The organism is Serratia marcescens subsp. marcescens ATCC 13880 (genome assembly GCF_017299535.1).
In the GTDB taxonomy this organism is placed as follows: domain Bacteria; phylum Pseudomonadota; class Gammaproteobacteria; order Enterobacterales; family Enterobacteriaceae; genus Serratia; species Serratia marcescens.
This window is the reverse complement of the sequence record NZ_CP071238.1, coordinates 2725065-2751205: the sequence shown is the minus strand read 5'-3', so window position 1 is coordinate 2751205 and position 26141 is coordinate 2725065. Positions and strand designations below refer to the sequence as shown.

Annotated in this window: 28 protein-coding genes; 15 read left to right on the top strand and 13 right to left on the bottom strand. The window is 60.4% G+C overall.

Translation table 11 applies throughout. The annotated features are described in order from the left end of the window. The first annotated feature begins 6 nt into the window (after nucleotides 1-6). The gene (locus tag J0F90_RS13140; RefSeq protein WP_033640157.1) at nucleotides 7-264 is read left to right on the top strand and encodes a hypothetical protein; all 258 of its coding nucleotides are present in this window, start codon (nucleotides 7-9) and stop codon (nucleotides 262-264) included. Nucleotides 265-410: 146 nt separating this feature from the next. Here the strand turns inward: J0F90_RS13140 and sapF are convergent, their stop codons facing one another. From sapF to sapA, 5 genes are read right to left on the bottom strand one after another with little or no spacing between them, the layout of a single operon-like run. Next, on the bottom strand, nucleotides 411-1223 hold the full coding sequence (gene sapF / locus J0F90_RS13135; protein WP_004930589.1) for a putrescine export ABC transporter ATP-binding protein SapF: 813 nt from the start codon (nucleotides 1221-1223) through the stop codon (nucleotides 411-413). 1 nt (nucleotide 1224) lies between these two features. Further along, a complete protein-coding gene (gene sapD / locus J0F90_RS13130) occupies nucleotides 1225-2217 on the bottom strand; it encodes a putrescine export ABC transporter ATP-binding protein SapD (RefSeq protein ID WP_016927551.1) in 993 nt (330 codons plus the stop codon). Next, a complete protein-coding gene (gene sapC, locus J0F90_RS13125) occupies nucleotides 2217-3107 on the bottom strand; it encodes a putrescine export ABC transporter permease SapC (RefSeq protein ID WP_004930580.1) in 891 nt (296 codons plus the stop codon). The genes sapD and sapC overlap by 1 nt, the downstream gene beginning before the upstream one ends. Continuing rightward, nucleotides 3094-4059 (bottom strand): putrescine export ABC transporter permease SapB, encoded by a 966-nt coding sequence (gene sapB, locus J0F90_RS13120; protein ID WP_004930575.1) that lies wholly within the window; start codon nucleotides 4057-4059, stop codon nucleotides 3094-3096. The genes sapC and sapB overlap by 14 nt, the downstream gene beginning before the upstream one ends. Then, nucleotides 4056-5708: an ABC transporter substrate-binding protein SapA gene (gene sapA / locus J0F90_RS13115; RefSeq protein WP_033640158.1), complete on the bottom strand. Its 1653-nt coding sequence runs from the start codon at nucleotides 5706-5708 to the stop codon at nucleotides 4056-4058. Before sapA ends, sapB begins: the two co-directional genes overlap by 4 nt. A 204-nt stretch (nucleotides 5709-5912) precedes the next feature. On the opposite strand from sapA, the gene folE2 reads away from it, so the two are divergent. From folE2 to zigA, 3 genes are read left to right on the top strand one after another with little or no spacing between them, the layout of a single operon-like run. Further along, nucleotides 5913-6839, top strand: coding sequence for a GTP cyclohydrolase FolE2 (gene folE2 / locus J0F90_RS13110; RefSeq protein ID WP_033640159.1), 927 nt, complete (start codon nucleotides 5913-5915; stop codon nucleotides 6837-6839). Further along, nucleotides 6829-7389, top strand: coding sequence for an LbetaH domain-containing protein (locus J0F90_RS13105; protein WP_016927555.1), 561 nt, complete (start codon nucleotides 6829-6831; stop codon nucleotides 7387-7389). The genes folE2 and J0F90_RS13105 overlap by 11 nt, the downstream gene beginning before the upstream one ends. Nucleotides 7390-7399: 10 nt before the next feature. After that, nucleotides 7400-8587: a zinc metallochaperone GTPase ZigA gene (gene zigA / locus J0F90_RS13100; RefSeq protein ID WP_033640160.1), complete on the top strand. Its 1188-nt coding sequence runs from the start codon at nucleotides 7400-7402 to the stop codon at nucleotides 8585-8587. Between the two features lie 193 nt (nucleotides 8588-8780). Here zigA and pspF read toward each other — a convergent pair whose 3' ends face one another. Further along, the gene (pspF, locus tag J0F90_RS13095) at nucleotides 8781-9788 is read right to left on the bottom strand and encodes a phage shock protein operon transcriptional activator (RefSeq protein ID WP_033640161.1); all 1008 of its coding nucleotides are present in this window, start codon (nucleotides 9786-9788) and stop codon (nucleotides 8781-8783) included. A 184-nt stretch (nucleotides 9789-9972) separates the two neighbouring features. Here pspF and pspA point away from each other — a divergent pair, with 184 nt between their 5' ends. From pspA to tyrR, 7 genes are all read left to right on the top strand, one after another. Then, nucleotides 9973-10638: a phage shock protein PspA gene (pspA, locus tag J0F90_RS13090; RefSeq protein ID WP_033640162.1), complete on the top strand. Its 666-nt coding sequence runs from the start codon at nucleotides 9973-9975 to the stop codon at nucleotides 10636-10638. 63 nt (nucleotides 10639-10701) lie between these two features. Continuing rightward, on the top strand, nucleotides 10702-10929 hold the full coding sequence (gene pspB / locus J0F90_RS13085) for an envelope stress response membrane protein PspB (RefSeq protein WP_004930553.1): 228 nt from the start codon (nucleotides 10702-10704) through the stop codon (nucleotides 10927-10929). Beyond that, nucleotides 10929-11288, top strand: a complete 360-nt coding sequence (gene pspC / locus J0F90_RS13080; protein ID WP_015378011.1) for an envelope stress response membrane protein PspC — start codon at nucleotides 10929-10931, stop codon at nucleotides 11286-11288. Before pspB ends, pspC begins: the two co-directional genes overlap by 1 nt. A 94-nt stretch (nucleotides 11289-11382) precedes the next feature. After that, nucleotides 11383-11649 (top strand): phage shock protein PspD, encoded by a 267-nt coding sequence (pspD, locus tag J0F90_RS13075; RefSeq protein ID WP_031299672.1) that lies wholly within the window; start codon nucleotides 11383-11385, stop codon nucleotides 11647-11649. Beyond that, complete coding sequence (locus tag J0F90_RS13070; protein WP_033640163.1) at nucleotides 11630-13027, top strand: YcjX family GTP-binding protein; 1398 nt, start codon at nucleotides 11630-11632, stop codon at nucleotides 13025-13027. The genes pspD and J0F90_RS13070 overlap by 20 nt, the downstream gene beginning before the upstream one ends. After that, entirely contained in the window at nucleotides 13024-14085 is a 1062-nt protein-coding gene (locus J0F90_RS13065) for a YcjF family protein (RefSeq protein ID WP_004930545.1), read from the top strand. Before J0F90_RS13070 ends, J0F90_RS13065 begins: the two co-directional genes overlap by 4 nt. Before the next feature lie 313 nt (nucleotides 14086-14398). Next, on the top strand, nucleotides 14399-15970 hold the full coding sequence (tyrR, locus tag J0F90_RS13060) for a transcriptional regulator TyrR (RefSeq protein ID WP_033634193.1): 1572 nt from the start codon (nucleotides 14399-14401) through the stop codon (nucleotides 15968-15970). 57 nt (nucleotides 15971-16027) lie between these two features. On the opposite strand, the gene tpx is transcribed toward tyrR, so the two are convergent. Further along, on the bottom strand, nucleotides 16028-16531 hold the full coding sequence (gene tpx / locus J0F90_RS13055) for a thiol peroxidase (RefSeq protein ID WP_016927561.1): 504 nt from the start codon (nucleotides 16529-16531) through the stop codon (nucleotides 16028-16030). 225 nt (nucleotides 16532-16756) lie between these two features. Between tpx and ycjG the strand changes: the two genes are divergently transcribed. Beyond that, nucleotides 16757-17731: an L-Ala-D/L-Glu epimerase gene (gene ycjG, locus J0F90_RS13050; protein ID WP_033640164.1), complete on the top strand. Its 975-nt coding sequence runs from the start codon at nucleotides 16757-16759 to the stop codon at nucleotides 17729-17731. 3 nt (nucleotides 17732-17734) lie between these two features. On the opposite strand, the gene mpaA is transcribed toward ycjG, so the two are convergent. Next, on the bottom strand, nucleotides 17735-18442 hold the full coding sequence (gene mpaA / locus J0F90_RS13045) for a murein tripeptide amidase MpaA (RefSeq protein ID WP_028128339.1): 708 nt from the start codon (nucleotides 18440-18442) through the stop codon (nucleotides 17735-17737). Nucleotides 18443-18648: 206 nt separating this feature from the next. Here mpaA and J0F90_RS13040 point away from each other — a divergent pair, with 206 nt between their 5' ends. Both J0F90_RS13040 and J0F90_RS13035 read left to right on the top strand, forming a co-directional pair. Beyond that, entirely contained in the window at nucleotides 18649-18999 is a 351-nt protein-coding gene (locus J0F90_RS13040; protein WP_015378006.1) for a hypothetical protein, read from the top strand. A 158-nt stretch (nucleotides 19000-19157) separates the two neighbouring features. Further along, nucleotides 19158-20792: a peptide ABC transporter substrate-binding protein gene (locus J0F90_RS13035; RefSeq protein WP_033640165.1), complete on the top strand. Its 1635-nt coding sequence runs from the start codon at nucleotides 19158-19160 to the stop codon at nucleotides 20790-20792. Between the two features lie 159 nt (nucleotides 20793-20951). Here J0F90_RS13035 and J0F90_RS13030 read toward each other — a convergent pair whose 3' ends face one another. The 3 genes from J0F90_RS13030 to J0F90_RS13020 form a co-directional block, all read right to left on the bottom strand. Next, entirely contained in the window at nucleotides 20952-21200 is a 249-nt protein-coding gene (locus tag J0F90_RS13030; RefSeq protein ID WP_004930507.1) for a hypothetical protein, read from the bottom strand. 194 nt (nucleotides 21201-21394) lie between these two features. After that, a complete protein-coding gene (locus J0F90_RS13025; RefSeq protein ID WP_033640166.1) occupies nucleotides 21395-22486 on the bottom strand; it encodes a hypothetical protein in 1092 nt (363 codons plus the stop codon). Continuing rightward, nucleotides 22438-23136: a hypothetical protein gene (locus J0F90_RS13020; RefSeq protein ID WP_033640167.1), complete on the bottom strand. Its 699-nt coding sequence runs from the start codon at nucleotides 23134-23136 to the stop codon at nucleotides 22438-22440. Before J0F90_RS13020 ends, J0F90_RS13025 begins: the two co-directional genes overlap by 49 nt. A 155-nt stretch (nucleotides 23137-23291) precedes the next feature. Here J0F90_RS13020 and zntB point away from each other — a divergent pair, with 155 nt between their 5' ends. Beyond that, nucleotides 23292-24275 (top strand): zinc transporter ZntB, encoded by a 984-nt coding sequence (gene zntB, locus J0F90_RS13015; protein WP_016927567.1) that lies wholly within the window; start codon nucleotides 23292-23294, stop codon nucleotides 24273-24275. Between the two features lie 218 nt (nucleotides 24276-24493). Here the strand turns inward: zntB and J0F90_RS13010 are convergent, their stop codons facing one another. Next, a complete protein-coding gene (locus tag J0F90_RS13010; RefSeq protein ID WP_004930496.1) occupies nucleotides 24494-24892 on the bottom strand; it encodes a VOC family protein in 399 nt (132 codons plus the stop codon). A gap of 146 nt (nucleotides 24893-25038) precedes the next feature. Continuing rightward, entirely contained in the window at nucleotides 25039-25977 is a 939-nt protein-coding gene (gene ttcA, locus J0F90_RS13005) for a tRNA 2-thiocytidine(32) synthetase TtcA (protein WP_004930494.1), read from the bottom strand. Nucleotides 25978-26141 lie beyond the last annotated feature (164 nt).

Below are 26141 nucleotides of genomic sequence, written 5' to 3'. Positions count from 1 at the left end.
TTAATCATGATCAACAGCCAACGCGGCGTACGGCAGCGGCGGCTGGACAAAGAGGCAACATGCCCCCAGGCGGGGCGAAAGGCGGATTTAGCGCAGCTCATCGCAGCACAGCGCGTGGCCATAAACAGAGAAACCGGCGGCCAGGGTGAGCAGAAGCTGCGTGAGGCGGCGATGGCGAAGGCTGTTCATCAGTGCGATATCCTGTCGTATGAGAGACTCAACGTAGGGGATATCCTCACCGATCGCCCTGGCGAGATAAAATAATGTTACGGACTAATCAATAACTGAAAGGAATAAAATATAAGGATATATAACAAGAATGTAATTTGTATGTGCGTTTTCTTGCTAAGCGGCAGGCGCGTACCGCAATAAAAAACCCGCCGCAGCGGGTTTGTAGGTGAAGGCGTGACTCAGAAGCGGCCGCCGTCGCGCCGCCAGGCATCGGCGGTCAGCGCCTCGCCGAAGTGGCTGGCGATAAGACGCTTGGTCAATTCGTGCAGCGGCGCCGCCAACACCTCGGCGGTGCTGCCGCGTTCGACGATTTCCCCTTCATGCATCACCAGCACCTGGTCGCTGATATGCTTCATCATGCCGAGATGTTGGGTGACATAAATATAGGAAATACCGTGTTTTTCCTGCAGCTCCAGCATCAGGTTGATGATTTGCGAGCGCATCGACATGTCCAGCGAGGCCAGCGCCTCATCGGCGACGATCACCTTCGGCTGCAGGATCAGCGCACGCGCCAGCGCGACGCGCTGTTTTTGCCCGGAGGCCAGCATGTGCGGATAGTAGTAGGCGTGATCCGGCAGCATGCCGACCTGGCGCAGCGTCTGGTTGATACGCTGCTCGCGCTCGGCAGGCTCAAGATCGGTGTTCAGCCGCAGCGGCGCGTCCAGCAGTTGGCCGATGCGCTGGCGCGGGTTGAGCGAGGTGCTCGGATCCTGAAAAATCATGCGAATGCGCTGGCTGCGGTAGCGATAGTCGCCGAATTCCAGCGGATGATCGTCGATCAACAGTTCGCCGGCGGTCGGCTCCACCATGCCGGAGAGCATCTTCGCCAGCGTGGATTTGCCGGAGCCGTTCTCGCCGATCACCGCCAGCGTCTGGCCTTCGCGCAGGGTAAAGCTGACCGATTTCACCGCCTCGACGTGCTGGCGGCGGAACAGCCCGGTGCGATAGCGGTAGGTTTTGCTCAGGTTGCGCACTTCCAACAGCGTTTCCATGTTATTGCTCCTCCATGTTCAGCGGGAAGTGGCAGGCGAAGAAGTGGTTTTTGACCGGGCGCAGGCGCGGCGTTTCGATGCACTTCTTCTGTGCGTAAGGGCAGCGTGGCCCCAGGCGGCAGCCGATCGGCAGGTGTTCCAGCGAAGGAATGGCGCCCGGCAGCGTATTCAACCGGCTTTTGTGCGGCAGCGAGCGGCCGAAGTCCGGCATGGCGCGGATCAGCGCCTGGGTGTAAGGGTGGTGCGGCGCCGCCAGCAGTTCTTCGCACTGGGCGCTCTCCACCGTTTGCCCGCAGTACAGCACGTTCACCCGATCGGCCCACTTGCTCATCATCTGCAGGTCGTGGCTGATCAGCAGAATGGTGGTGTTGTTGTTCTGGTTGAGGCGCGCCAACAGGCGGAAAATCTGCGCCTGCGTGGTCGGTTCCATGGCGTTGGTCGGCTCATCGGCGATCAGCAGGCGCGGTTGGTTGGCCAGCGCGATGGCGATCATCACTTTCTGGCACTCGCCTTCCGTCAGCTCGTACGGGAAGCTGCCCATGATGTCGTCATGATCCTTGATGCCGACGCGGTGCAGCAACTCGATGGCGCGGCGTTTGCGCCAGTTGAAGCGCTGCCACCAGTGGCCCTTGTAGGTCCAGCCTGGGATGGCCTGCGCCAGCTGGCGGCCGATGCTCTCGGAAGGGTCGAGACAGGACTGCGGCTCCTGGAAGATCATTGAGACGTTGTGGCCCACCAGCTTGCGCCGCTCGCGCGGGCTCAGCTGCAGCAGATCGATGTCGTCGAAGCGGAAACGATCGGCGGTGACGCGCCAGTTGTCTTTGGTCACGCCGCAGATGGCTTTGGCGATCAGACTCTTGCCGGAGCCCGATTCGCCCACCAGGCCGCGCACCTCGCCCTCGGTCAGCGTCATGCTGACGCGATCGACCGCCTTGACCGGCCCTTCGGCGGTCATAAATTCAATCGTCAGATTGCGGATATCGAGTAACGGCATTATTCCACCCCGGCATTGATTGCGCGGCGCATACCGTCGCCCAACAGGTTAACCAGCAGCACGCTGACGAGGATGGCCGCGCCGGGCAGCATCACCGTCCAGGGCGCGACGTACACCAGCTCGAGCGAATCGCCGAGCATCGCTCCCCATTCAGGAGAAGGCAACTGCGCGCCGAGATCGAGGAAGCCGAGCGCGGCGATATCCAAAATAGCCATCGACAGCGCGCGGGTGAATTCGGTCACCAGCACCGCCGCGATGTTCGGCATGACCGCATACCACAGGATCTGCAGCGTGGAAGCGCCGTCAAGCCGCGCCGCCACCACGTACTCTTTCTCCAGCTCATCGTGCACCGCGCTGTAGATGGTGCGCACCATGCGCGGCAGCAGAGCCAGCCACACCGCCAGCATGGCGTGTTCGAGTTTGGGGCCGATAAACGCCACCACCACGATCGCCAGCAGCAGCGACGGAATCGACAGCAGGGTATCGAGAATGTGGTTAAGCACCGCCGAGCGCAGCCCGTGGGTGACGCCGGCGAACACGCCGAGGATCACCCCGCAGAATGCCGCGGCCAGCGTCACCGCCAGCGCGGAACCGAAGGTGGCGGCGGTGCCGGTCAACAGGCGGCTGAGGATGTCGCGCCCGAGATCGTCGGTGCCGAGAAAGAACGACACGTTGCCGTAGCGCGACCAGGACGGCGGCAGCAGTTGATAGCCGAGGAACTGCTGATCCAGCGCATAGGGCGCCAGCAGGCTGCCGAACAGCGACAGCAGCAGCAGGGCGATCACGCCGTAAAAACCGATCATCGCCAGCGCATCGCCGTAGAAAATCCGCCAGGTGTAGCGCAGCGGGCTCGGCATCTTTTTCTCGCGGTATACGTTATCGAAGGGCATACCATTCCTTATGTTTCAGCGGGTTGGTTGCCGCACCCAGAATGTCGGCCAGAACGTTAATGGTGATCACCAGCGTGCCGACCACCATCACGCCGGCGGAGATCGCCGCGTAGTCCTGCTGGCGAATGGCGTTGATCAGCCACCGGCCGAGGCCCGGCCAGCTGAATACCACTTCGGTGATCATCGCCAGCGTAAGCATGGTGGAGAACTGCAGCCCCAGTTTGGGCACGATCGGCGGCAGCGCGTTGTGCAACACGTGGCGACGGATGATGGTGAAGCGCGACAGGCCGCGGGTGGCGGCGGCCTTGATGTAGTTTTGGCTCAGCACGTCGTCGGTGCTGATGCGCATCAGCCGCACCACTTCGGTGGTGGGCGCCACCGCCAGCGCGGCGATCGGCAGGATCATGTGGCGCAGCGCGCTGCCGATCATCTCGGCGCGGTACGGCGAGTCCGACAGCCAGGCGTCGATCAGCGCGAAACCGGTGATGGGTTTCACCTGATACAGCAGATCGAAACGGCCGGAAACCGGCAGCCAGCCCAGATGCAACGAGAAGAACAGCATCAGCAGCAGCGCCAGCCAGAACACCGGCATCGAAAAGCCCAGCAGCGCGAAGGTGCTGATGGCGGTGTCCTGCCACTTGCCGCGCAGCACGCCGGCGATGATGCCCAGCGGAATGCCGATGAACAGCGCCAGGGCGAAGGCCAGCAGGCACAGTTCCATGGTGGCCGGGAACACTTCGCGCAGCTGTTCGCTGATCGCCTGGCCGTTGATGCTGGAGACGCCGAAGTCCCAGTGCAGCAGGCTGACGAAGTAGAACTGATAGGCGTCCAGCAGGGCGGCGCCGTTCAGCGGCGCGCGCGGCGTGAAATAGCTCAGGCTGAAGCTGACCAGCGTCAGGAAGAACAGCGTGATCAGCAGCAGCAGAATGCGGCGCAGGGTAAAGATAATCACTTTTTCACCTCCGGCGCGGATTCACGGTACACCCCGGCGAACGAGGCGTTGCCGAACGGGCTCAGCACCAATCCCTTGATGTCGTAACGATAGGCCTGCAGGCGCAGGGAAGACGCCAGCGGCAGCACCGGCAGTTGCTGCTCGAGGATTTTCTGCGCCTTGCGGTAGTTGTCGATGCGCTGAGACAGCTGCTGCGACAGCAGCGCGTTCTGCAGCACTTCGTCAAAGCCCGGATCACACCAGTGAGCATAGTTGGTTTGCGAACGGATTGCCGCGCAGCTCAGCAGCGGCCGGAAGAAGCTGTCCGGATCGTTGCTGTCGGTGGCCCAGCCGGTCAGGGTCAGATCGTGGTTCATCTCCATCAGGCGCGCTTCCTGGAAACGGCCCTCCACCGGCACGATGGTGACGTTGATGCCCACCTGGCCGAGATCGGCCTGGATCAGTTCGGCGGTTTTCAGCGGGCTCGGGTTGTAAGACTGCGAGGCGGTCGGCACCCACAGCTTCAGGTTCAGCTGGCTGACGCCGGCCTGCCGCAGCATCTCGCGCGATTTGGCCGGATCGTACTCGGTGACGTGCGCGTCGTTGTCGTAGGCCCAGGAGGCGCGCGGCAGGATCGAGGCGGCGGTTTCCGCCGTGCCGTAATAGATCGACTGCATCAACCGCTGGTTGTTGATCGCCAGCGAGATCGCCTGGCGCACGTTGAGGTTGTCGAGCGGCGGTTTGCGGGTGTTGAACGCCAGATAGGCGATGTTCATCCCCGGGCGCAGCGTCAGGCGCAGGCGCGGATCGTCGCGCAGAATCGACAGCTGGCTGGCCGCCGGATAGGCCAGTACGTCGCACTCGCCGGTCAGCAGCTTGGAGAGGCGGCCCGTGCCGCCGGCGCCCAGATCGATCACCACCTGCGGCATGCGCGGCAGGCCCTTCCAGTAGGCGGCGTTGCGCGCCAGGCGAATATATTGCCCCGAGCGGTATTCGTTGAGCAGGAACGGGCCGCTGCCGACCGGCTCGCGATCGATCAGCTCCTGATGGCCTTCGCGCGTCAGCGCGTCGGCGTATTCGGCGGACAATACCGGCGCATAATGAGTCGCCAGGTGCCACAGGAACGAGGCGTCGGGCGACTGCAGGCGAATTTCCACCGTGTAGTCGTCGAGCTTTCTCACGCTCTGCACCGAATCGCCGAACTGCAGGCTGTCGAAATAGGGGTATTCGCCGCCGTTGACGTCGTGATACGGATGTTTCTGATCGAATACGCGGGCAAAGCTGAACACCACGTCGTCGGCATTCATCTTGCGGGTGGGCGTGAACCATGCGGTGGTCTGGAACGGCACGTCCTTGCGCAAATGGAAGCGGTAGGTAGCGCCGTTATCCAGCACTTCCCAGCTTTGCGCCAGCTCGGGGATCAGGCGATAGGTGTAGGGATCGACGTCCAGCAGGCGATCGTACAGCTGGGCGGCCAGGGTATCCACCGTCAGGCCGCTGCTGGCCATTTGCGGGTTGAAGGTATTCAGTATGCCGCTGACGCAATAGACAAAGCCGCTCTGGCGAATGTCCGGCAGCGGCGCCGCGGCGGCGGGCGCGGGCGGTGTTGTCGCGGCCAGGGCAGAGCCCGTCAGGCATAACGACAGTATCCAAAAGGGTAAACCACGCATAGAGGCTCATGGGTTAATCAGCAATAGCGTTAGTGTATCGCACTCTGACCGGCAGCCCAATCCATTGAGCAAAATCGCTGAGTTTTCTGCGACTTGATTAATCAGGCCGTTCAGCGGCAAGAAAAAAGTTTTTTATGTTATGTTATAATATAACAAAAACATGTTACCGTTCCCCGGCAAAGTCACAACAACGCAAGGGGATGTATGAACGAAGTTGCACTTCCACCACGCCGTTCGCTGCCGGACGCTCAGGCAGGGCGCGGTGAAATGAGTGATGTCGGGCTCGATTGGGTCGGGATGCAAGGGATCGCGCTGCCGCTGGAGCTGGCCGGCAAACCATTGATGGCGAAGGTCGACGCCGGTATCAACCTGCGCGCCGAGGCGGCAGGGGAACGCGGCATTCACATGTCGCGGCTGTATCTGGCGCTGGACGAATTGACGCAGGGAGAGCTGACGCCGCAGCGCATCGGTCGGACGCTGCAGGCTTTTCTGGATTCGCAGCCGGAACACAGCGATCGCGCCAGCCTGACGCTCAGCGGCGAGCTGTTGCTGTCACGCTCGGCGCTGCTGTCGCCGCAGCGCGGTTGGAAAGCTTATCCGCTGCGCATCGAGGCCACCCTGGCAGGCACGCTGACGCTGGCGCTGACCGTCGGCGTGCCTTACTCCTCCACCTGCCCGAGTTCGGCGGCGCTCAGCCGCCAGCTGGCGCAGCAACAGTTTCAGTTTGATTTTGAACAGGCGGCGGAGCGCGTCAGCCAGCGGCAGGTGAGCGAGTGGCTGCTGGAGCAAGGGATGCCGGCCACCCCCCACAGCCAGCGCAGCTGGGCTTGGATCACCGTAACGCCCGAGAATGAAAGGGCGTTCGAACCGGTGAAACTGATTGACCGCATCGAACACGCATTGGGCACGCCGGTGCAAACGCTGGTGAAACGCCGCGACGAGCAGGCCTTCGCGCTGGCCAACGGTCAGAACCTGATGTTTTGCGAGGACGCGGCGCGGCGTCTGTATCGCATGCTGCGCAGCCAGTGCGACTACCGCGCCTTCTCGCTGCGCGTCGAGCATCAGGAGAGTTTGCATGCCCACAATGCGGTGGCGAAGCTGAGCTGGCGGGGAGAACACCATGCTGCGTAAAAATCCCAGCGGCCATCTGCCGCAGGTTTCGCCGCTGGCCTACATCGATCCCACCGCCATTATTTGCGGCCGGGTGATCGTCGAAGATTTCGTCTACGTCGGCCCGTATGCGGTGATCCGCGCCGACGAGTTGAACGCAACCGGCGACATGGAGCCGATCGTCATCGGCTCGCACTCCAATATTCAGGACGGCGTGGTGATCCATTCCAAGAGCGGGGCGGCGGTCACCATCGGCCGTTACAGCTCGATAGCCCACCGCGCCATCGTGCACGGCCCGTGTCGCATCGACGATCGGGTGTTTATCGGTTTCAACAGCGTGCTGTTCAACTGCCACGTTCAGTCCGGCTGCGTGGTGCGCTACAACGCGGTGGTGGACGGCGTGACGCTGCCGGAAAACCGCTATATCCCCTCGACCGAGCGCGTGGGGCCGGACAGCGATTTGTCGCGTTATCGCCAGGTCGATCGCGGCGCGCTGCAGTTTTCGGAAGAAGTGGCCGCCACCAACGTCGAACTGGTGCGCGGTTATCAGGCATTACGCAATGAATTTTAATGAGGTTTCCATGAAACAACTTCCCGTGACCGTGCTTTCCGGCTTTCTCGGCGCCGGCAAGACCACGGTGCTGAACCATATCCTGAACAACCGGCAGGGCATGCGCGTGGCGGTGATTGTCAACGACATGAGCGAAGTGAACATTGACGCCGCGCTGGTAGAGAATGAAGTGCATCTCGATCGCCAGGAAGAGAAGCTGGTGGAGATGAGCAACGGGTGCATCTGTTGCACGCTGCGCGAAGATCTGCTGGTGTCGGTGCGCGAACTGGCGCAGGAGGGGCGTTTCGATTACCTGTTGATCGAATCGAGCGGCATCTCGGAGCCGCTGCCGGTGGCGGAAACCTTTACCTTTGAGGATGAAACGGGCGAAAGCCTGTCCCAATTCGCCCGGCTGGATACGCTGGTGACGGTGGTCGACGGGGTGAATTTCATTCAGCAATACCAACAGGCGCAAAGCCTGCAGGAGGCCGGCCAAAGCCTGGGCGAGGACGATCTGCGCAGCGTGGCGGACCTGTTGATTGAGCAAATTGAATTTTGCGACGTGATCCTGGTCAGCAAGACCGATCTGTTGACGCCAACGCAGCAGGGCGAAGTGATGGCGCTGCTGGCCAGCCTGAATCCCGACGCCCGCATTGTGCCGATCGCGCCGGGCAAACTGCCGCTGGAGGCGGTGCTGAATACCGGCAGCTTCAGCTTTGAAAAGGCGCAGCAGGCGCCCGGCTGGCTGAAAGAGCTGCGCGGCGAACACGTGCCGGAAACGGAAAGCTACGGCATCAGCAGTTTTGTCTATCAAGCGCGGCGGCCGTTTGCGCCGGACAAGTTCTACCGTGTGATCAACGGCGACTGGGGCGGCGGCAAGCTGCTGCGTTCGAAAGGCTTCTTCTGGCTGGCGACGCGTCCGCGACAGGCCGGACAGTGGAGCCAGGCCGGCGGCATCGCCCATTACGGCCTGGCGGGCACCTTTTGGCGCGCTATCCCGCAAGATAATTGGCCGCAGGATCCGGAAACGCGGGCGCATATTCAGGAGAAATGGGTGGAGCCGTTCGGCGACATGCGCCAGGAGTTGGTGTTTATCGGCCAGCACTTGCAACAGGCGGCGATCGTGCGTTTGCTGGATGACTGCCTGCTGAGCGACGATGAAATGGCCGCCGGCGTGGACTATTGGCTGGATATGGCGGACCCGTTCCCTGAGTGGTAATTGCGCAATCTTCGTGTGGTAATGAGAAAAATTCTCAACAAAGTGCTTTACAGACGATACTGATAACTATTATCATCGCCTGGCAGTTCACGGAAGGCCGCGGTTTGCGGCTCTGATGTGGAAGGCACGACATTGCTCACATTGCTTCCAGTGTTTTTTAAGCCAGCTCGGGTGCTGGCTTTTTTTTTGCCCGCTATTCCTCGTCCGCTTCGCCGTTTTGCAGCAGCGCATGTTTTTTCAGCATGCCGCGTAGCTGATGGTAGGTGAGCCCCAGCAGCTGCGCCGCCTTGCGCTGATTGAACCGGCCTTGCTGCAGCGCCGCTTCGAGAAGCGCCTTCTCCTGCTCGAGCTGCCAGTGTTTCAAATCCAACGGCAGCGGCGGCAACGCGGCGGCGTCTTCAGGAATGGGCGCGACCGGCGTGGCCTCGCGCGGCGCAAACGGGTTGATGACGATCTCATCCAGCGGGCTGTCGCTGTCGCCGTGACGATAGACCGAACGTTCCACCACGTTTTTCAGTTCGCGCACGTTGCCCGGCCAGCCATATTCGAGCAACGTCTGCCTGGCGCGTTCGGTAAAGCCGGGAAACAGCGGCAGCCCTAGCTCGCGGCACATTTGGATGGCGAAGTGCTCGGCCAGCAACATGATATCGGGCCGGCGTTGGCGCAGCGGCGGCAGCTGCACCACGTCGAACGCCAGCCGATCCAGCAGATCGGCGCGAAACTTGCCCGCCGCCGCCAGCGCCGGCAGATCGTCGTTGGTGGCGCACACCAACCGCACATCCACCCGCAGCGGCTGGCTGCCGCCTACGCGTTCCAGCTGACCGTATTCGATCACCCGCAGCAATTTCTCCTGCACCAGCATCGGCGCGGTCGCCAGCTCATCGAGGAACAGCGTGCCGCCGTCGGCGCGCTCGAAGCGGCCCAGATGACGTTTCTGCGCGCCGGTAAAGGCGCCGGCCTCGTGGCCGAACAGCTCGGAGTCCAGCAGATTTTCATTCAGCGCCGCGCAGTTGAGCGAGATGAACGGCCCTTGCCAACGGTTGGAGAGGTAGTGCAGGCGGTGGGCGATCAGCTCCTTGCCGGTGCCGCGCTCGCCGATCACCAGCACCGGTTTGTTCAGCTTTGCCACCTGGGAGACTTGCTCCAATACGTCGATGAAGGCGTTTGCTTCGCCCAACAAATTCTCTGGCTGTTCGTTCATGATGAAATTCGCCAATGTTTGGTGAAAATAATCACTCTACAGCAAGCGCTCGGAGAGTCAAAAATAAAGAATTGTTGTTTTTCAATGATATAAAAGTTGGCACGGGTTTTGATTATATCTTTGGGCAAGCTGTACGACTTAACGCGGCGCTTCAGACGCCATCAGAACCAAGAGGAAGTGAATTATGGGTATTTTTTCTCGTTTTGCCGACATCGTGAACGCCAACATCAACACCCTGCTGGACAAGGCGGAAGATCCGCAGAAGCTGGTGCGGTTAATGATCCAAGAGATGGAAGACACGCTGGTTGAAGTCCGCTCTACGTCGGCGCGAGCGCTGGCGGAAAAGAAACAGCTGCTGCGCCGCATCGAGCAGGGTGAAAGCCAGGTAAGCGACTGGCAGGAAAAAGCCGAACTGGCGCTGCGTAAGGATAAAGAAGACTTGGCCCGCGCGGCGCTGATCGAAAAACAAAAGGTAGCCGATCTGATCGCCACGTTGACGCAGGAAGTGGCGACCGTAGAAGAAACGCTGGCGCGCATGAAGAGCGAAATCGGCGAGCTGGAAAACAAGCTGACCGAAACCCGCGCGCGGCAGCAGGCGCTGGCGCTGCGTCATCAGGCCGCGTCTTCTTCCCGTGAAGTGCGCCGTCAGCTCGACAGCGGCAAGCTGGATGAGGCGATGGCGCGTTTCGAACAGTTCGAGCGCCGCATCGACCACATGGAAGCCGAAGCGGAAAGCATCAGCATCGGTAAAACGAAGTCGCTGGACCAAGAGTTTGCCGAGCTGAAAGCCGACGACGCCATCAGTGAGCAACTGGCGGCGCTGAAAGCTAAAATGAACCGCTCAGAGTAAGGCGAACCGCGGCCACACGCCGGAGGTGGCCGCCTATCCAGGACCCGATAAGAAGGAATAACAATGAGTGCTTTATTACTTGCCATTCCGCTGACAATTTTCGTGCTGTTTGTCGCGCCGATTTGGCTTTGGCTGCATTACAGCAATCGGCAGCAGACCGGCATCCAGCTGAGTCAGCAAGAAATGCAGCGCCTGGCGCAGCTGGCGGAAGACGCCAAACGCATGCGTGAACGCATTCAGGCGCTGGAAGAGATCCTTGATGCGGAACACCCGAACTGGAGACAGTCCTGATGAGTAATACGCTGGGCAGTAAAAAGCTTTATCGCGTACCCGAAGAAGGCATGGTGAAAGGCGTCTGCGCCGGTTTGGCCCACTATTTCGACGTGCCGGTGCGCCTGATCCGCGTGATGGTGGTGCTGTCGCTGTTCTTTGGGCTGTTCTTCTTCACGCTGGTGGCCTATATCGCGCTGGTGTTCGTGTTGGACGAGGCGCCGGCCAGCCGCTTCGAAGGCGAGCATCAGAAGACGCCGCGCCAGCTGCTCGATCAGCTGGAGTATGAGCTGGGCAGCGGCGAGCAGCAGCTGCGTCAGGTCGAGCGCTACGTGACGTCCGATACCTTCGGCGTACAGAGCCGTTTCCGCAAGCTGTAACCCTTCTTGCGATACCCGGCCTGCGCAGGCCGGGCATCTTCGCCGCCGTTATCCCGTGAATAACCTTAATCATCTAGTGCCGGAGGGCATTGTCATGAATAAAATCGATGTCGCGAACACCGCCAGAACGGGTGGATTTAAACGAGGAGCGGCGGCAATGTTGAAGACATTGGCTAAAGTCATCATCATAGCGTTATTGAACTATGGCCCGGCGGGCGCCGCCGGCTGGCTGTTGAAGACCGTCGGCCGCAAACCGGTGCGCTTCGTGCTGGCGCTGGTGTTGGAACCGCTGTTCCGTAAAGGTCTGAACAAGGCATTCGGGCGTTACGTCAAGGAGAGCAATGAAACGACTGCAAAATGAGTTAACCTCGCTGGTCAACCGCGGAATGGATCGCCATCTGCGCCTGGCGGTGACCGGCCTGAGCCGCAGCGGCAAAACCGCCTTTATCACCGCCTTCGTCAACCAACTGCTGCATGTGCACAGCGGCGCGCGCATGCCGCTGTTTTCACCGGTGCGCGAAGAGCGCCTGCTGGGCGTTAAACGCATCCCGCAGCGCGACCTCGGCATCCAGCGTTTCACCTATGACGAAGGGCTGGCGCAGCTGTACGGCACGCCGCCGGCCTGGCCGACGCCGACGCGCGGCGTCAGCGAAATCCGGCTGGCGTTGCGCTACCGTTCCAACGACTCGCTGCTGCGCCACTTCAAAGACACCTCCACGCTGTACCTGGAGATCGTCGATTATCCCGGTGAATGGTTGCTTGATCTGCCGATGCTCGAGCAGGATTACCTGGCCTGGTCGCGCCAGATGACTGGGCTGCTGCAGGGCGAACGCGCCGAATGGGCCAAGCCCTGGCTTGAACTGTGCAAGGCCTGCGATCCGCTGGCTCAGGCCGACGAAAACCGCCTGGCGGCGATCGCCCAGGCCTACACCGATTATCTGCTGCGCTGCAAAAGCGAAGGGCTGCACTTCATTCAGCCGGGGCGTTTCGTGCTGCCGGGCGACATGGCCGGCGCGCCGGCGCTGCAGTTTTTCCCGTGGCCCGACGTGGCCGCGATCGGCGAATCGAAGCTGGCGCAGGCCGATAAACACACCAACATCGGCATGTTGCGCGCTCGCTTCAACTATTACTGCCAGTCGATCGTCAAAAACTTCTACAAAGAACACTTCGTTCGTTTCGATCGGCAAATCGTGCTGGTTGACTGCCTGCAGCCGCTCAATAGCGGCCCGCAGGCGTTCAACGACATGCGTCTGGCGCTGACCCAGCTGATGCAGAGCTTCCATTACGGCAAGCGCACGCTGTTTCGCCGCTTGTTCTCGCCGACCATCGACAAACTGATGTTCGCCGCCACCAAGGCGGACCATATCACCGCCGATCAGCACGCCAATCTGGTGTCCTTGCTGCAACAGCTGGTGCAAGAGGCGTGGCAGAACGCGGCGTTCGAGGGCATCAGCATGGATTGCGTCGGCCTGGCCTCGGTGCAGGCGACCGAGAGCGGCATCGTCGATCATCAGGGGCAGCGCATTCCGGCATTGAAGGGCAACCGCCTGAGCGACGGCGCGCCGCTGACGGTGTTCCCCGGCGAAGTGCCCGCCCGTCTGCCGGGGCCGGCGTTCTGGCAGAGCCAGGGGTTCCATTTCGATGAGTTTCGTCCGCGCGCCATGAGCGTGGACAGCCCGTTGCCGCACATCCGTCTGGATGCGGTGATGGAGTTTTTATTGGGAGACAAATTGCGATGAGCGAGCCGATCAAACCGCGTATCGATTTTGACGAGCCGCTGCAGCCGCCGCAGGAGCCGGCGTTGCGCGCCGGCGTCGCTTTCGATGCCGAACAGGCGGAAAGCTTCTTTCCGGCGGCGCCGGAGCTGCAGCAGGAGGAGGAGGAAGGGCGCGCCGAAGGCATCATTAACGCCGCGCTGAAACCTAAACGCAGCCTGTGGCGCAAAATGGTGACCGCCGGGCTGGCGCTGTTCGGCGTCAGCGTGGTGGCGCAGGGCGTGCAGTGGGTGCATACCGCCTGGGTGCAGCAGGACTGGATCGCCATGGGCGGCGGCGTGGCCGGCGGCCTGATCGTGTTTGCCGGCGTCGGTTCGGTGGTCACCGAGTGGCGGCGTTTGTATCGGCTGCGCCAGCGCGCGGAGGAGCGCGACGTGGCGCGCGAGCTGTTGCACAGCCACGGACTGGGGCAAGGGCGCGAATTCTGCGAGAAGCTGGCGCGCCAGGCCGGTCTGGATCAGGGGCATCCGGCGCTGCAGCGCTGGCAGGCGTCGCTGCATGAAACGCAAAACGATCGTGAAGTGGTGGAGCTGTACGCCAAACTGGTGCAGCCGGTGCTCGACAACCAGGCGCGGCGCGAAATCAGCCGCTCCGCCGCCGAGTCGACGCTGATGATCGCCGTCAGCCCGTTGGCGCTGGTGGATATGGCGTTTATTGCCTGGCGCAACATCCGTTTGATTAACCGCATCGCCGCGCTGTACGGCATCGAGTTGGGCTACTTCAGCCGCATTCGTCTGTTCCGGCTGGTGCTGCTCAACATCGCCTTCGCCGGCGCCTCCGAACTGGTGCGCGAAGTGGGCATGGACTGGATGTCGCAGGATCTGGCGGCGCGGCTGTCGGCGCGCGCGGCGCAGGGCATTGGCGCCGGGTTGTTGACCGCGCGGTTGGGCATCAAGGCGATGGAACTGTGCCGCCCGCTGCCGTGGCTGGAAGGGGAAAAACCGAAGCTTGGCGATTTCCGCAGCCAGCTGATCGGCCAGTTGAAAGATACGCTGAAAAAGAGCGACGGCAAGGCCAAATAACCCCGCGACGGCGCTCTCAGGAGCGCCGTTTTCTCAACGGCGCCGACGCCGGACGTAATCGAGACTTGACGACAGTCGATCCCCCTGTGATTGCGTGATAAATCTCTGCAAAATTAATTCTGGTTGTGATAACTCTCTGTTTGCAGGCTAAAATGACGCCGATGCTGTTATCCGCTTGCGTTTAAAATCAGCAACCACGGCAATAAATCAGAGTTCTGTCAACTTTTGCTGACAGATCGCTTCTACCGCCCGGTGCGAGGGAGTATCATCATCGTCAACGATCCCCGCACCTGCAGAGATAAGGCCAACACTGATGCGTTTGGAAGTATTTTGCGAAGACCGCCTCGGTCTCACTCGAGAATTACTCGATCTTTTGGTATCGCGCAGCATTGACTTACGTGGCATCGAAATCGATCCCATCGGCCGCATTTACCTCAATTTCTCCCAGCTGGATTTCGATACTTTCCGCGCGTTGATGGCGGAGATCCGCCGCATCGCCGGCGTAACCGACGTGCGCACCGTCAGCTTTATGCCTTCCGAACGCGAGCATCGCGCGCTGCGTGCGCTGCTGGAGTCGATGCCGGAACCGGTGTTCTCGATCGACATGAAAGGCAAGGTCGAGCTGGCCAACCCGGCGGCGCAGGCGCTGTTCAGCCTGAGCGAAGACAAGATCCGCAACCAGACCGCCGGGGCGCTGATCGGCGGCTATAACTTCAGCCGTTGGCTGGAGAGCGAGCATACGGCGCCGCACGCCGAGCGGGTGGTGATCCGCAGCCAGGACTTCCTGATGGACATCACGCCGATTTATCTGGAAGACCAACAGCAGCAGCCGGCCGCGGTTGGCGCGGTGGTGATGCTGAAGTCCACCGCGCGCATGGGCCGCCAACTGCAAAATCTGTCGGTGAACGACGATACCGAATTCGACCACATCGTCGCGGTGAGCGCCAAGATGCGTCATGTGCTGGAGCAGGCGCGCAAGCTGGCGATGCTCGATGCGCCGCTGCTGATCGTCGGCGATACCGGCACCGGCAAGGATATTCTGGCCCGCGCCTGCCATTTACGCAGCCCGCGCGGCAAACAGCCGTTCCTGGCGCTGAACTGCGCCGCGCTGCCGGATGACGTGGTGGAGAGCGAGCTGTTCGGCCATGCGCCGGGCGCTTATCCCAACGCGCTGGAAGGCAAGAAAGGCTTCTTCGAGCAGGCCAACGGCGGTTCGGTGCTGCTGGATGAGATCGGCGAAATGTCGCCGCGCATGCAGACCAAACTGCTGCGTTTCCTCAACGACGGCACGTTCCGTCGCGTCGGTGAGGAGCATGAGGTGCACGTCGACGTGCGCGTGATCTGCGCCACCCAGAAAAACCTCACCGAGCTGGTGCAGCGCGGCGAATTCCGCGAAGACCTCTATTATCGCCTCAACGTGCTGACCATCACCATCCCGCCGCTGCGCGAACGTCCGCAGGACATCATGCCGCTGACCGAACTGTTCGTGGCGCGCTTCGCCGATGAACAGGGCGTAGCGCGGCCCAAGCTGGCGAGCGATCTGGGCGGCTTCCTCAGCAAATACGGCTGGCCGGGCAACGTGCGTCAGCTGAAAAACGCCATCTACCGCGCGCTGACGCAAACCGAAGGCTACGAGCTGCGGCCGCAGGACATCGTGTTGCCGGAGTTCGAGGTGGAGATGTCGTTGGGCGACGAGGTGCTGGACGGCTCGCTGGACGACATCAGCAAGCGTTTCGAGCGCTCGGTGCTGACGCGCCTGTATCGCACCTATCCCAGCACTCGCAAGCTGGCGAAGCGACTGGGCGTTTCCCATACCGCCATCGCCAACAAGCTGCGCGAGTATGGCCTGAGCAGCCGTAAAGGCGGCGCCGAGGGCGAAGAATAAGAAAGGCGCCTTGCGGCGCCTTTAGCGTGTTTCCAAAGCCGGCGTTCGCCGGCTTTGTTATTTCAGCGCAGCCAGCGCCGCGTCGTAGTCCGGCTCGGTGGTGATTTCGTTCACCAGCTCGCTGTACAGTACGTTGTCCTGGCCATCCAGCACCACGACCGCGCGTGCGGTCAGGCCCGCCAATGGGCCTTCGGTGATTTCGACGCCGTACGCCTGCTTGAACTCGGCGCCGCGCAGGGTGGACAGGGTGACCACGTTGCTCAGGCCTTCCGCGCCGCAGAAACGAGACTGCGCGAACGGGAGGTCGGCGGAGATGCACAGCACCACGGTGTTATCCAGGCCGCTGGCCAGCTGGTTGAATTTACGCACCGACGTCGCGCAGACGCCGGTATCGATGCTTGGGAAGATGTTCAGGACTTTGCGTTTACCCGCGAAGCTGCTCAGCGCCACGTCTGACAGGTCTTTGGCAACCAGCGAGAAGGCCTTGGCCTGTTCGCCCTGCTGTGGCAGCTTGCCCGCTACGCCGACCGGATTGCCTTGAAAATGTACTGTCTGAGTCATTGCTAGATTCCTTTTACAGGTGTTTATACAAAGGGTATGAACCTGATGAAACGGCGCGCCGACAACGGCAGTTAACATCAGGTTCACACCCTGGCGCCAGTTTATGACAACCGGGACGGATTGGATATCAAAGTTTGCTAAATAGTTGTATATATTAGACTGTTCTATAAAACATCACCGGCGCATCAGCCTGGCTGAATGCGCAGTTTTCGCTCAGGAGCCGTTATGAGAGACATGCGTTTTTACCCGGAAGCCTGGCCGCTGCATACCGCCTTCGTGATTGCGCGCGGCAGCCGCACCGAAGCCCGGGTGGTGGTGGTCGAAATCGAACAGCAGGGCGTGCGCGGCACCGGTGAATGCACGCCGTATCCGCGTTACGGCGAGAGCGAGGAATCGGTGATGGCGCAGCTGGCAGAGATGGCGCCGGCGATCGCGCGGGGCATCACCCGCGAGCAGCTGCTGACGCAGATGCCGGCGGGCGCGGCCCGCAATGCGCTGGATTCGGCGCTGTGGGATCTGGAGTGCAGGCTGCACGGGCAGAGCCTGTGGCAGCGCAGCGGCGTGACGGCGCCGGCGCAGATCCGCATGGCGCAGACCGTCAGCATTGGCACGCCGGAAGCGATGGCCTTCGCCGCGCGCGAGCTGGAGCGGCAGGGCGCCACACTGCTGAAAATCAAACTCGACGATCACTATATCAGCGAGCGGCTGGTGGCGATCCGCGCCGCGGTGCCGCAGACGACGCTGATCGTCGACGCCAATGAGTCCTGGCAGGCGGAAGGGCTGGCGGCGCGCTGCCAGCTGCTGGCCGATCTCGGCGTGGCGATGCTGGAGCAACCGTTGCCGGCCGGTGACGACGCCGCGTTGGAGCACTTTATTCATCCGCTGCCGATCTGCGCCGATGAAAGCTGCCACACCCGCGCCGATCTGCCGCAGTTGGCGCAGCGCTATCAGATGGTCAACATCAAATTGGACAAAACCGGCGGCTTGACCGAGGCGTTGGCGCTGGCGCAGGCCGCGCGCGAACAAGGGTTCGCCATCATGCTCGGCTGCATGTTGTGTACGTCGCGGGCGATATCCGCTGCCTTGCCGCTGGCGCCGGCGGCGCGCTTCGTCGATCTGGACGGCCCTACCTGGCTGGCGCGGGATGCCGAACCGGGCCTGGCGTTCGAATGCGGGGCGATCGTCGATATCGCCCCGTAGGGATTAATTCGGGTAGGTCAACAGCTCGGTCATCGCGTCGATGTAACGCTCGCTGGCGGCATCGGCGGAGATCGGCGGGAATTCGGCGGTGATGCACGGCAGCGACAGATCCGCGCACCAGCTGCCGAACGAGCCGGGCGTTTCATAACCGACGCTGGTCACCAGCGGCAGCTCGAACTTGTGCGACAGCCAAACGCCGAGCCGCGAACTGGCGGGATCTTCGATGCAGGCCAGCGGCTCGTGGAACGACACCACCCAGTGCGGCTTCAGGCGATGGATCAGGTGACACAGCGCCTGGGTTTCCGGTTCGGAACCGGGGCGCCCGCCGGTGGAGAGTTTGACGTCGCGCACCGGCGCCGCGCTGTTCCAACGGTAGACGGTGTCGCCGGAGCGCCAGTTGGCGGCCGGGAAGTTGCGGTTCAGATCGACGCCGTTGGCATTGGCGCGCAGCCCCAGCTGGCAGCCGTCGGGGTTGACCGCCAGCACCACGTGATGGCGCAACTGCTCGGGGGCGATGCTGCGCAGCGCGCAGGACAGGGTCACGATGGCGGCGCTCTCATCGCCGTGGGTGCCGGCGATGATCAGCCCGGTCTGCGGGCCGCCGTTCGCCGCCGGGAAATAGAGCAGCGGCGCGCCCAGCAGCGAGCTGCCGTAGTTCTCTCCTGCGATGGCCAACTGGCCACGTTCACTGCGTGGTCGATGTTCGGTCATGGTGTTGTCCCTGGATGAAAGGTCGAGAGTCATTGTCATTTTATTCAGTGTATTACGCTTTGAGACATCTTTCCCATCGCAATTGTGCGGCGTTTGCGCGATCTGTGAGGCCGCTGCGGTGAAAACGCCAATTAAACCGCACCTGGCCTGACGCTATTGTTATACTAACGGCAGTGCTAAGCCAATCACCCGCAAGAGGATTTAACATGCCAGTAGCCAGAATCATCGCCAGCTATAGCGAAAATGAAAATGACACCATCACGCTGCTGTGCGGCGTGGACGCTGAAAACCAGATCCGCCAGGGGGAATGGTTCGGCGTGGTGAAAAACGACGACGGGCGCGGTGACGAATCGAACTATCCGTTCACCCTGCATATCGATTATCAGAAAGATGCCTTCTACCTCGACTACGGTTATGACGACGCCGACGCGCGCCAGCTGCAAAAAACCGATATCTCGGCACGTCCGCTGGCTGAGAAAGGCTTTTTCACCGTGTTCGATGAAGAAGAGGGCGAAGAGTTCAGCTACCGCATCAACAGCATCCACCTGTACGACTGACGGTCGCCGCTGCAAACACCGCCCGTGCCGCCCTGCGCCGCACGGGTTTTTTATCGCCTGAATCGCACTTTTTGCAACTTCTCGACCGCGGGCTCTAGGCCGGATGGATCTTGTGCTATATGATAAAAAATTCAGATGGTTAACGGGGGAAAATCATAATGACGGGAAGAAGAATGCAACGGGGTTTTCGTTTGGCGCTTTGCGCGGCGGCGATCGGCGCCTGTATGAGCAGCGCTATGGCGGCGCAGGTTCCCCCGGGCACCGCGTTGGCGGCCAAACAGGAAATCGTGCGCCACATTAAAGACGAACCGGCCTCGCTCGATCCGATCAAAGCGGTAGGCTTGCCGGAGGCTCAGCTGGCGCGCGATCTGTTCGAAGGGCTGGTCAATCAGGACGCCAGCGGTAAAGTGATCCCCGGCGTCGCCACGCGTTGGCAGACCAGCGACAACCAGACTTATATCTTCCATCTGCGCAAAGACGCGCGGTGGTCAAACGGTGACCCTGTCACGGCTAAGGATTTCGTTTACAGCTGGCAGCGGCTGGTAGAGCCGAAAAACCTGTCGCCGTTCGCCTGGTTCGCGCAGCTGGCGGGGATCCAGAACGCCGAGCAGATCATCAGCGGCAAATTGCCGGCCGATCGTTTAGGCGTGTCGGCGCCGGACGACTACACGCTTAAAGTGCAGCTGGACAAACCGGTGCCGTACTTCGTCAGCCTGACGGCCAACTTCAGCCTGTTCCCGGTCAATAAGACGGTGGTGGAAAAATACGGCAATGATTGGACCAAGGTCGGCAATCTGGTGGGCAACGGCGCGTTCAAACTGCAGGAGCGGGTGGTGAACGAGAAGCTGGTGCTGACGCCTAACGACCATTACTGGGATCATGCGCGTACCGTGCTGACTAAAGTGACCTTCGTGCCGATCAACCAGGAATCCAACGCCACCAAGCGTTACCTGGCGGGTGACATCGACATCACCGAATCCTTCCCGAAAAACATGTATCAGAAGCTGCTGAAAGACATTCCGGGACAGGTGTACACGCCGGATCAGCTCGGCACCTATTACTACGCGTTTAACACCCAGCGCGCGCCAACCAACGACGTGCGGGTGCGCCAGGCTTTGTCCTACGCCATCGATCGCAAGATTATCGCGGAAAAAGTGCTGGGCACCGGCGAAAAACCGGCCTATCACTTCACGCCGGATGTGACCGCCGGGTTCAAACCGGAAGCGAGCTTGCTGCAACAGCAATCCCAGGCGGAGTTGGATGCACAGGCCAAGGCGTTGCTGCAGGCGGCCGGTTACGGCCCGAACAACCCGCTGAAGCTGACGCTGCTGTATAACACCTCGGAAAGCCACCAGAAGATCGCCATCGCCGTGGCCTCGATGTGGAAGAAAAAGCTCGGTATTGACGTCAAGCTGCAGAATCAGGAGTGGAAAACCTATATCGACAGCCGCAACACCGGCAATTTCGATGTGATCCGCGCCTCCTGGGTGGGTGACTATAACGAGGCGTCGACCTTCCTGTCGCTGCTGACCTCCACCCACAGCGGCAACATCGCCAAGTTCAAGAACGCGGACTACGACAAGCTGCTGGCGCAGGCGGGGCGGGAAACCAATCCGGCGGCGGTGACCGCCGATTACAACAAAATGGAACAGATCATTGCCGATCAGGCGCCGATCGCGCCGATTTACCAATACACCAACGGCCGCCTGATCAAACCGTGGGTAAAAGGCTACCCGATCACCAATCCGGAAGACGTGGCCTATAGTCAAACGATGTATATCATCAAACACTGAGTCGATTTATTGATCGCCCCCGTCTAATGCGGGGGCTTTATTTTCTCGACGCTGCAACAACGAAGGTAATTAATTTTTCCACGCGATAAACCCCGTTTAATAATAAACAGGGTTGCCATCATCACATTATTGTTTCGCTATTTCAGCGAGTGGTTACGCTTATAGACAGTCCCGCATGGCATCCACCACCACACGGCCACTCATGTCGGTTTGGGTGATGCGGTAGCTGGTGGGGTAAGAGCGACGAGTGCTGAAACGATCGTGGACGGAGACCTTGCCAATCTGCAGGCCGGCGGCGTTTTTCACCACGAACTCACTGATCTCTTCCTGGCCCTGGTTTTGCAAATGGATATTGCTGATTTTTTCCAGCGTATCGCTGGCGTTTATTTTTAAATGGTCGCGTAACATAACTACCTCCTCGTAGTGAGAAAAGTATATGCCCCTAAAATTTGCGCTGAAACAGCTTTGTGTTGATTTATTATTATCATTTTGAATTAAAATTGATAGCAATATGTTAAGTCATAATAATAACGCTATTGCCAGCGCTTTATCGGCGATATTGTCCGATTTATCGGCAAGGGTTTATTTCATTGCCGTTATTATTAGTCTGCATTAATGGGGAAAAGCGCCTGCCTGGCCGTCGGGGCGGGAAAGACGCAGGCGACATTGTGCCCGCAGCCGGGAACGATCGTTAACCGATGCGGCTTCTGCGGCGCCAGATAACGCCGATCGTAGTCGGCGTAGGCCAGGGCGCGCTGCAATCGATAGGGGCCCTGCAGCTGGGCGGCGCAGGATTTGTCGAGTATCCGATAGTAGGCGCCCGGCGCGGTGCCGGTATCATCGGCGGCGGCCAGATAGGTGATATCGGCCGCAGCATAGCGCCGGCGAGCCGCGTCTGCGGCGCGCAGCAGGTGAGCGGGAAGCGCTTCCAGACCGAATTTCCAGCGATTGGCCTGCGGACAACGGCCGGCGTCCAGCGTTTGCCAGCGGAAGCGGCAGGTTTTCTCACTGCCGCAGCTTCCCCAGCTTGCGGGCAGAGGGCGCAGGCGATCAAAATAGAGCCAGCTGCCGGGATCGGCCACCACATAGCGCAGACGCACTCCGCTTGGCGGTTGAGCAAAGCCGACATAATGTTGCACGAACTGGGCGCCGGCGGAAAAACCGGCCACGGTTATCGACTGCAGCGACGGCCAACGCCGTTTCAGATCGGCCAGCAGGTTATCCATGGCGTTGAACGAGCCGGTTTTCCCGCCATTATCCAAACCGCCTGCGATCCACGAGCCGCAGCGCCAGAGAGCGTCACCGTCTTGCGGCTGGGGCAGACCGGCGGAATGGCAGTGGACGGCGAGTTTTACCGGCACCTGGAACAGCGGGGCGACCAGCAAGCCGTTGTCTCCCGCTCCCTGCGCGGCATCGATCGCCGCTTGCAACGTCTTGGCGGCGTCGCGTGGATGCCCGTGCATCACCACCAGCGCGGTACGCGGCTGGAGGGAGTGAGCGTGAGCGACAAAATAAGGCAGTGAACCCGCCGCCGTCGGCGCGTGATAGGGCGTGGCGAGGCGTTCTAACACCGGCTCTGCACGAGCCGATTGGCCGAACAGCAGCAGGACGGCCATTGCGATGCAGCGCAGGCGGCGCATTCTCGTCAGGTTCGGCGCAGCGCAGCGCGCAGTTGTCTCAGGACTTCCCGGCATCGTTGTTCCTCACGCGCCTGTTGATAGTAACGATAAAAGGCGCTTTCCGAGCTGAGATTGCCCGCCAGCATCAACTGTCTGAAAATCATGAATACCAGGCTAAGCATAATGATAGTAAACAATAAGCCGAGGAACAGCAGTTGCCAGCCGTCGCCAATGTGCGCGCCGGTCAGATAGGTGATCGACGTGGTGGTGATTTCTACCCCACGCAGCCCCCATTGCGCCAGTGCCAGCAATAGCACCAGCAGCGTGACGAACAGCAGGTACAGCAAGAAATAACGGCCGGAAAGCAAAAAACGTTTGAACTTGCTATCGGCGTTTGGCCGCAAAACGAAGCCTGCGGACGTGGCGCGCAGGATTTGCTGGCGGCCACCGGTGAAACGATAACGTTCCAGCGCCGTCACACTGTCCGGCAGCGCCAGCAGTAGCCGCAATGCCGTCAGCCTGATGGTTTTATTTCCCATATAGTCTCGAAACTGCAGCAGGCAAATGGGGGCGGCGTGGGGTTTCTCGACAGACTCGAGCAGTTTGAGCAGCTTATCGTGTTTTTCCCGCCGAATGCGAAAAGGGGTTTTGACCACGGCGATAAACAGCGTAATGACGGTCGGTAAGACGACTTTCAAGATATCTGCGGTGCTGATTGGTAACATGCGAGTCTCCTCTCGGGCTGTCTGGCGTTCCTTGCGGCAGAAGTATAGAACACGTTTATGGGACAACGAGAAAACTGGCGTTACAGCTTGGCCTTTGATCTCCAAGACGTTAACGCTAGACTCAGCAACATAAGCAAGACTGAGGGGATAAATGAATGGATGTGATTGAGGGGAGCGAGCTGCAGGTCGCCGATGCGGTTTACGCCTACCAACTCGACGGCAAGGGGGGCGTCACGCCGATCGAACAGGATGACAAGATCACCTGCGACGCGCCGTGCTGGCTGCATCTTGATTACGCGCACCCGGCCAGCGCTGAATGGCTGAGTACCACGCCGCTGCTGCCGGACTCGGTGCGCGAAGCGCTCTCCGGCGAAAGCTCACGGCCGCGCGTCAGCCGCCAGGGCGAAGGCACCATGATCACCCTGCGCAGCATCAACTTTAACGCTAATTCCCGGCCGGATCAGCTGGTCACCATCCGCGTATATATCACCGACAAGCTGATTATCTCCACCCGGCACCGCAAGGTGTATTCCATCGATCAGGTGGTGAACGATTTGCAAAGCGGCGCTGGGCCGACCAACAGCGGCAGCTGGCTGGTGGAAATTTCCGATGCGTTGACCGATCACACCAGCGAATTTATCGAGGATCTGCACGACAAGATTATCGATCTGGAGGACGCCTTGCTGGAGCAGCAGGTGCCGGAGCGCGGCCAGCTGGCGCTGATCCGTAAACAGCTGATCGTGCTGCGCCGTTACATGGCGCCGCAGCGCGACGTTTTCGCGCGGCTGGCCAGCGACCGCCTGCCGTGGATGAGCGACGACGATCGCCGCCGCATGCAGGATATCGCCGATCGCCTGGGACGGGGATTGGACGATTTGGACGGCAGCATTGCGCGCACCGCCATCTTGTCCGACGAAATCACCACGGTGATGGCCGACGCGATGAACCGCCGCACTTACACCATGTCATTGTTGGCGATGGTATTTCTGCCCACCACTTTCCTGACCGGGCTGTTCGGGGTCAACCTTGGCGGTATTCCGGGCGGCGGTAATCCTTTCGGTTTCGCGGCATTTTGCCTGATGCTGGTCGGATTGGTGCTTGGCGTCGCCTGGTGGTTGAAGCGCAGCCGCTGGCTGTAGGCAAAAATGACGAAAACCCGGTTAACATTGAGCAATATCAACATTTAGCCGGGGGAAATGGGGCATGATCTCTCTCGCAGGTGAATGCAACGTCAAGCGATGGGCGTTGCGCTCCATAATTGTCTTACTTTCTTATTTTTGAATTACTGCATAGCACATTTGATTCGTACAATGCCGGTTTAATCACCGGCATTTTTTTATTCGGCTTCCTTTCTTCTTCAGGCCGCGCTTTCATCCCAGAAGCTGGCTTCAATCTTGTGTCCATCCAAATCCCGAACAAAGCAGCCGTAGTAAGCCTCGCCGTAATGCGGCCGCGAACCGGGCGCGCCTTCATCGACGGCGCCGGCCAGCAGCGCCTGGCGATGGAATTCATCCACCTGTTGCTTGCTGGTGGCGAAAAAACCGACGTGCGTGCCGTTGCCGGGTGAGGCCGGCCGGCCGTCGATCGGCACCTGTAGCCAAAACTCCGGGTAGTCGCGGCCGTAACCAATGGCGCCGGGATGCTCCAGCACCCGTCGGCAACCCAAAGCGGCCAGCGCACGATCGTAAAAGGCGGCGGCGGCCTCGAAATCGTTGGAGCCCAGCGAGACGTGGGACAGGCAGGGGGTGATATTCATTGCGCGATCTCCATATGACTGTATAAATAAACAGTATAGGGTAAAAACGGCACTGCCCAGCAAATTTTGCGCAAACTGTGAACAGGATCGAGATCGTCGGGAAAGGGAAATGTCGCCGCTCGCAGGATGGCAAGCGGCGAGGGGGCTTATTTGATTTCCAGCACGTTCAAACGCTCTGGCGCAGGCGCTGCGTCGTCCGAGTCTTCCGGCTGCCAGCCGACCGGCTGCATCGGGATGTCTTCGCGATCGAAGGCCAAATCGCCGCCGTCCACCACGGCGCTGCCGTGGTGAATGCCTTTGAAATCGAACAGGTTGATATCGCTCAGGTGCGAAGGCACCACGTTCTGCATGGCGCTGAACATGGTTTCCAACCGGCCTGGGTAACGCTTGTCCCAGTCGCGCAGCATGTCGCCGATCACCTGGCGCTGCAAATTAGGCTGCGAGCCGCACAGGTTGCATGGAATGATCGGGAACGCTTTGGCGATCGAGAAACGCTCGATGTCTTTCTCGCGGCAATAGGCCAGCGGGCGGATGACCACGTGTTTGCCGTCGTCGCTCATCAGCTTGGGCGGCATGCCTTTCATCTTGCCGCCGTAGAACATGTTGAGGAACAGCGTCTGCAGAATGTCGTCGCGGTGGTGGCCCAGTGCGATCTTGGTGGCGCCCAGTTCGGTGGCGGTGCGGTACAGAATGCCGCGGCGCAGGCGCGAACACAGTGAACAAGTGGTTTTCCCTTCCGGGATCTTGTCTTTAACGATGCTGTAGGTGTTTTCTTCGACGATCTTGTATTCCACCCCCAGACTTTCCAGATAGGCGGGCAGAATATGCTCCGGGAAGCCGGGCTGTTTCTGATCGAGGTTCACCGCCACCAGCGAGAAGTTGACCGGCGCGCTTTGCTGCAGATTGCGCAGGATCTCCAGCATGGTGTAGCTGTCTTTGCCGCCGGACAGACAGACCATGATGCGGTCGCCTTCTTCAATCATATTGAAATCGGCGATCGCTTCGCCCACGTTGCGGCGCAGGCGCTTTTGCAATTTGTTCAGGTTGTACTGCTCTTTTTGGCTAACGGATTGCTTTTCTGACATTTAAATCGTGCTCATTCTCAATGGGGGGCACTAGGGGCATGGGGTTGTAGACCGCGAGTTTACCATTCAACCGGCCGATTTTGATCATTATTCATCATCCAGCCGCCACGCACCCGACGCGAGGTCTGTATGGTACGGATTGCGCGCAGGAATGCCAGCAGGTT

What these genes read in the sequence shown, in the direction of transcription:
- J0F90_RS13140 (WP_033640157.1), top strand. Translation starts at nt 7, where the DNA reads ATGATCAACAGCCAACGCGGCGTACGGCAGCGGCGGCTGGACAAAGAG.
- sapF (WP_004930589.1), bottom strand. Translation starts at nt 1,223, where the DNA reads ATGGAAACGCTGTTGGAAGTGCGCAACCTGAGCAAAACCTACCGCTAT.
- sapD (WP_016927551.1), bottom strand. Translation starts at nt 2,217, where the DNA reads ATGCCGTTACTCGATATCCGCAATCTGACGATTGAATTTATGACCGCC.
- sapC (WP_004930580.1), bottom strand. Translation starts at nt 3,107, where the DNA reads ATGCCCTTCGATAACGTATACCGCGAGAAAAAGATGCCGAGCCCGCTG.
- sapA (WP_033640158.1), bottom strand. Translation starts at nt 5,708, where the DNA reads ATGCGTGGTTTACCCTTTTGGATACTGTCGTTATGCCTGACGGGCTCT.
- folE2 (WP_033640159.1), top strand. Translation starts at nt 5,913, where the DNA reads ATGAACGAAGTTGCACTTCCACCACGCCGTTCGCTGCCGGACGCTCAG.
- J0F90_RS13105 (WP_016927555.1), top strand. Translation starts at nt 6,829, where the DNA reads ATGCTGCGTAAAAATCCCAGCGGCCATCTGCCGCAGGTTTCGCCGCTG.
- zigA (WP_033640160.1), top strand. Translation starts at nt 7,400, where the DNA reads ATGAAACAACTTCCCGTGACCGTGCTTTCCGGCTTTCTCGGCGCCGGC.
- pspF (WP_033640161.1), bottom strand. Translation starts at nt 9,788, where the DNA reads ATGAACGAACAGCCAGAGAATTTGTTGGGCGAAGCAAACGCCTTCATC.
- pspA (WP_033640162.1), top strand. Translation starts at nt 9,973, where the DNA reads ATGGGTATTTTTTCTCGTTTTGCCGACATCGTGAACGCCAACATCAAC.
- pspB (WP_004930553.1), top strand. Translation starts at nt 10,702, where the DNA reads ATGAGTGCTTTATTACTTGCCATTCCGCTGACAATTTTCGTGCTGTTT.
- pspC (WP_015378011.1), top strand. Translation starts at nt 10,929, where the DNA reads ATGAGTAATACGCTGGGCAGTAAAAAGCTTTATCGCGTACCCGAAGAA.
- pspD (WP_031299672.1), top strand. Translation starts at nt 11,383, where the DNA reads ATGAATAAAATCGATGTCGCGAACACCGCCAGAACGGGTGGATTTAAA.
- J0F90_RS13070 (WP_033640163.1), top strand. Translation starts at nt 11,630, where the DNA reads ATGAAACGACTGCAAAATGAGTTAACCTCGCTGGTCAACCGCGGAATG.
- J0F90_RS13065 (WP_004930545.1), top strand. Translation starts at nt 13,024, where the DNA reads ATGAGCGAGCCGATCAAACCGCGTATCGATTTTGACGAGCCGCTGCAG.
- tyrR (WP_033634193.1), top strand. Translation starts at nt 14,399, where the DNA reads ATGCGTTTGGAAGTATTTTGCGAAGACCGCCTCGGTCTCACTCGAGAA.
- tpx (WP_016927561.1), bottom strand. Translation starts at nt 16,531, where the DNA reads ATGACTCAGACAGTACATTTTCAAGGCAATCCGGTCGGCGTAGCGGGC.
- ycjG (WP_033640164.1), top strand. Translation starts at nt 16,757, where the DNA reads ATGAGAGACATGCGTTTTTACCCGGAAGCCTGGCCGCTGCATACCGCC.
- mpaA (WP_028128339.1), bottom strand. Translation starts at nt 18,442, where the DNA reads ATGACCGAACATCGACCACGCAGTGAACGTGGCCAGTTGGCCATCGCA.
- J0F90_RS13040 (WP_015378006.1), top strand. Translation starts at nt 18,649, where the DNA reads ATGCCAGTAGCCAGAATCATCGCCAGCTATAGCGAAAATGAAAATGAC.
- J0F90_RS13035 (WP_033640165.1), top strand. Translation starts at nt 19,158, where the DNA reads ATGACGGGAAGAAGAATGCAACGGGGTTTTCGTTTGGCGCTTTGCGCG.
- J0F90_RS13030 (WP_004930507.1), bottom strand. Translation starts at nt 21,200, where the DNA reads ATGTTACGCGACCATTTAAAAATAAACGCCAGCGATACGCTGGAAAAA.
- J0F90_RS13025 (WP_033640166.1), bottom strand. Translation starts at nt 22,486, where the DNA reads ATGCCGGGAAGTCCTGAGACAACTGCGCGCTGCGCTGCGCCGAACCTG.
- J0F90_RS13020 (WP_033640167.1), bottom strand. Translation starts at nt 23,136, where the DNA reads ATGTTACCAATCAGCACCGCAGATATCTTGAAAGTCGTCTTACCGACC.
- zntB (WP_016927567.1), top strand. Translation starts at nt 23,292, where the DNA reads ATGGATGTGATTGAGGGGAGCGAGCTGCAGGTCGCCGATGCGGTTTAC.
- J0F90_RS13010 (WP_004930496.1), bottom strand. Translation starts at nt 24,892, where the DNA reads ATGAATATCACCCCCTGCCTGTCCCACGTCTCGCTGGGCTCCAACGAT.
- ttcA (WP_004930494.1), bottom strand. Translation starts at nt 25,977, where the DNA reads ATGTCAGAAAAGCAATCCGTTAGCCAAAAAGAGCAGTACAACCTGAAC.